The organism is Pedobacter sp. (genome assembly GCF_035566355.1).
Taxonomy (GTDB): Bacteria; Bacteroidota; Bacteroidia; order Sphingobacteriales; family Sphingobacteriaceae; genus Pedobacter.
In genome coordinates, this window is sequence record NZ_DATMRL010000497.1 from 1 (window position 1) to 3,957 (window position 3,957).

General features: G+C 42.3%; 4 protein-coding genes. All 4 read right to left on the reverse strand.

All coding sequences use genetic code 11. From position 1 onward, the window contains the following. On the reverse strand, positions 1–344 hold a 344-nt coding region (locus VNZ46_RS19375; protein WP_325561708.1), incomplete at its 3' end, for a hypothetical protein. Between the two features lie 4 nt (positions 345–348). Then, positions 349–732, reverse strand: a complete 384-nt coding sequence (locus VNZ46_RS19380; protein WP_133779752.1) for a BlaI/MecI/CopY family transcriptional regulator — start codon at positions 730–732, stop codon at positions 349–351. A 42-nt stretch (positions 733–774) separates the two neighbouring features. Continuing rightward, positions 775–3,408: a hypothetical protein gene (locus VNZ46_RS19385; RefSeq protein WP_325561711.1), complete on the reverse strand. Its 2,634-nt coding sequence runs from the start codon at positions 3,406–3,408 to the stop codon at positions 775–777. Next, positions 3,405–3,957: GLPGLI family protein (locus VNZ46_RS19390; RefSeq protein ID WP_325561713.1), on the reverse strand; the 553-nt coding region annotated here is incomplete at its 5' end. The genes VNZ46_RS19385 and VNZ46_RS19390, both read right to left, overlap by 4 nt.

Here is a 3,957-nt window from a genome sequence, read left to right on the forward strand (position 1 = left end):
CCAATAACCTGCTGAATTTTAAGCATTCCGGTCAAATGCCGCAGCATAAAAAAGCAAATGCCCGCCAGATAGGTTCCGGCCAGCACATATAGCCATAATGGAAATCCCGTGTCTTTTTGTACTTCAACCGGTGAAACAGGATCGCTCAAACTAAGAGATGAAACCAGGTGCACCTGATAAGTATAGGTATAAAAAGGAAGAGCGAAAGCACTAAGCAAGCCCAGCAACAGGAACCAGCGGTTAAACCTGTAAAAGGTCTCGTTCTTTAGAAAACACCAGTATATACCAAGGAACATTAGCGTGTACAATGCAGATTTTAAAAGATAGATGACCAGCTGCTCCATAATACTATTCTTTTTCCTTTTTCAGTTCTTCACGGGTGTCTTTAAGCAAAAGATCCAGTTCTTCGATGCTGTAATTATTTTCTTTTGCAAAAAAAGAGGCCATTGCAGCAAATGAATTACCGAAATAATTTTTCAGTAGACCGGATAATTGTGTTTTGGAATATGCTTCTTTCGCGATTAATGGAACATACCTGTTGATCCTGCCCTGTCCGTGGTGGGAGGCAAAGCCTTTATTCTCCAGAATAGTCAGTACGGTAGATACCGTGGTTCTTGCTGGCCTGGGTTCCTCCAGCCTGTCGCGGATATCCTGAACTGTACCTTCGCCCAAATCCCATAATACCTGCATAATCTGTTCTTCAGCTTTTGTTAACTGCGCATTTTTTTCCATAGCATCATAAATGTATGACTAATTTTATAGACAAACAAACAATTATTTAATCTTAAACCTGACTTTCATCAGTACCTGTGCTGGCCTGAGCTGGTAAGCGGTATAAAAAGTGCTGATGTCTGTATAAGACGCAGATACATATTGGCGTGCATTTAAGATATTGGTATAATCGAGGTTAAACTCCATGCGTTTAAATACATATTTAGCGCCCACATCTGCAAAATTGAGCGATTTGGTTCCGGAAATGATTACGCTGTTATAAAAATGCTCCAATCCAAGGTTAAGTGTAAGGCCATTGATCGGGAAAAAGTTCAGTTGTGTGCGCTGTACGGTGTTGCTAATGGGCGCAAACCTGCCCTGATCACCAGGCACCTTGTTTATGCTCCTGCTGTACTGGAAACGATAAGATAAACTCGCCCATTTACTCAGTTTGCCGGATATTTCTGGCCTTAAGCCAAAGCGTTGATTGGTGAAACCGATCAGTTCTCCGTTACTGATTTGTACAGCTTTCGATTTACTGTAGTCCACTTCCAGCACCAGGGTTGAGGACAGGAAGTCAAGCCCTTTGCTCAACCTGCTATAAAAAATGTAACTTTCTGATATATTTGGAATTAAATAGGTTTCTTTTAAACTTCTTATTCCTTCATAGTTATAACCATATAATAAGTTCATGCTGTTTTTGATATAACTGGTAGACAAGTTCCAGAAAATGGCATGTAATGGATGGCGGTAGCTGAGGTTAAAATTGTAAGATTGTTTCTTTTGTTCCGGTAACTCACCTTCATTTCTCACCAAACTACGGTAGGACGGCATAAGGTACCCGGTTAACCCGCTCTCTATTCCACCAAGTTCATTTCCGTAAAGGACGGAGGCAGAAATATTCCAGAGTAGATTGAGTTCATACCTGATGTTCAAAGAAGGGTTAAAAAATAACCGACGCACTTTTTTTTCCAGTGCAGTGATGCGGTTATAATTATACAAAAAGGTATAGACCAATGGTGCCGCTGCTGTTATCCGGAGCCGGTCCTTATTATAGATATAATCCGGGCTCAGGTAAAACTCATAGGTATTCCATTTCAGGTTATTACGCAATGAATCAGGAACAATAAACTGTTCACCTGAAGTATTACCTGACTGAAGTTCGGAAGCCAGTGTTTGAATATTCGCGTTCAGACCAAGGGTGTAGTTTTGCTTCCAGGGCCCCTTGTCCAGTCCGTAAACAAACTTGCTGGCTGAAGAAAATTGCCTTTGCCTGAGCGCCTGCCTTATAAATCCGGAACTTTCTGCTCCCGGAAACAAATCGGGATATAACACAGGGTGTACCTTAAGATCCTGAGGTGTACTGCTGTAAGCATTCGAAGAATAGATTCGGACAGTAGATTTTTTATGGTTCCGGATCAGACTAAAGATATTACTTATTTTAAATACAGGCTTGTTCAGGTCCTGGAAGATGTTCTGGATAGTGCCTTCTTCCCTGCTCCATTTCCCACTGACCTTAAAGGCGTTATCCAGATAGTACTGGTCTGTATTCGCATTTAATTGCAGGCTTGTTTCTACGGTATTGCTGCGTTCAATTGACTTTAAAGCTTCTTCAATAGCCAGCAGACTGTCGCCGGGCAAATAATAGACAGAACGTGCATAGCTTTCTTTTTCCTGCCGGTCATTGATATAATTGATATTGGCATTGAGCTGCAGGTCTTTACCATAAGTCCAAAGCTGGTTTACTGAACCGGTATGGCTTTGATTGAAAAGATAACGCTTCTCGCTGATTGCCGGGGCCGAGGGCGATTGTACGGAGAGCATACCGCCCTGGCTCCCCGCAAAATTGGCTCCCGGATAGAGATAGGCCATTTCAGCCACAACATTATTGCCGCTGTTGTTCCCTTTGTAGGTATTGATGCCCTGTCTATTTTTATCAAAATAAGTGGTCACCAGTTCATTGTTCCATAATAAGGGTGACAAACCGATGCCCAGCTGGGTATTGGCCACCAGTATGCCTTTTGCCGTGTCTTTTAGTTTCAAATTGATAGCGCCCTCATCAGTAAACTCTTTATCTTTCAAAGCTTTTATGGGCTGGTGATTTTCCAGTACCTGTACTGTCGCTACGTCTTTAAATTCAATGTTATTGGTCGCCAGGCCATACCTGCCCTGTAGCAGGTCTTTACTTTCTATATAGAATTTATTAATGGGTTTATTGTTATAAGTGATCGAACCATTCTCATTAACCCGAATACCTGGCATCTTTTTCAAAACATCACCTATGGTCCGGTCATTTTTATCAGAAAATGCCTCTACATTGTAGTTCAGGGTATCACTTAATTGCCGGATTTTAGGCAGTTTCACCTTAACTTCTCTAAGTTTGATGGACTCAGCGGTCATACTGAAGTCTAAGTGCTGAGTTTTATTGGCAAGCATAATGAACTCTTTTTTGAGGTTAAAGCCCGAAAAGACCACCATAACACTATCTGCCTGACTCTTAAATTTCAGATTATACACTCCTTTATCTGCGGTAAGAACAAAGGCCAGCATCCCCGCGGCATTTTTTTCTTTCACACTGACACTCACGCCTGCCAGCCCTTTTCCTTCTGCTTTACTACTAACTATGCCGCTAATCATGGTCTGTGCACGGGCAGAAAAAGCACCATAGCACAGCATAAGAAGAAACAGCTTTCTCATTCTTTTTCCATAGGGATGAGATCCACTTTACCAGGCATTTCGGCTATGATCATTACACCAGCAGTTAAATTGATCTGCATGCCTGCCCCCTGCTTTTTCCTTTGCTTTTCAAATTCCTCCCTGGTACATACAATTGCCCTGGAATCATCCAGCAGAATAAGTGAAGGTGTCGGTAGCTGCTCTAATCCCACCAATTTAAACCTAAATAAACCCTCCGTATCTTCGATTTTCAGGATCAACCCGGGCAAGCCATTAAATTTCCAGGGGCCGTCGCTTACCGGAATATCTGTGCTAAACCAGGCAATATAGTCCCTTCCCCTAAAATGAAGGCTAGCTTTCTGACAGGTATAGGATAGCACGGTATCGATTTCACCAGAGATTTTCCAATCCAGTTTTCCTGGCTCATCTGTGTACTTGAACCGGTCAGCAATGGCACTTACATAATCCAGGATGGTCTGTTTATTGGTTTGTTTATCTTTAACGATCTGGTAGCTCTCGCCATCCTGCGAACCTGAACCAACAGTTCCGGGTATAGATGATAAGTCCTTG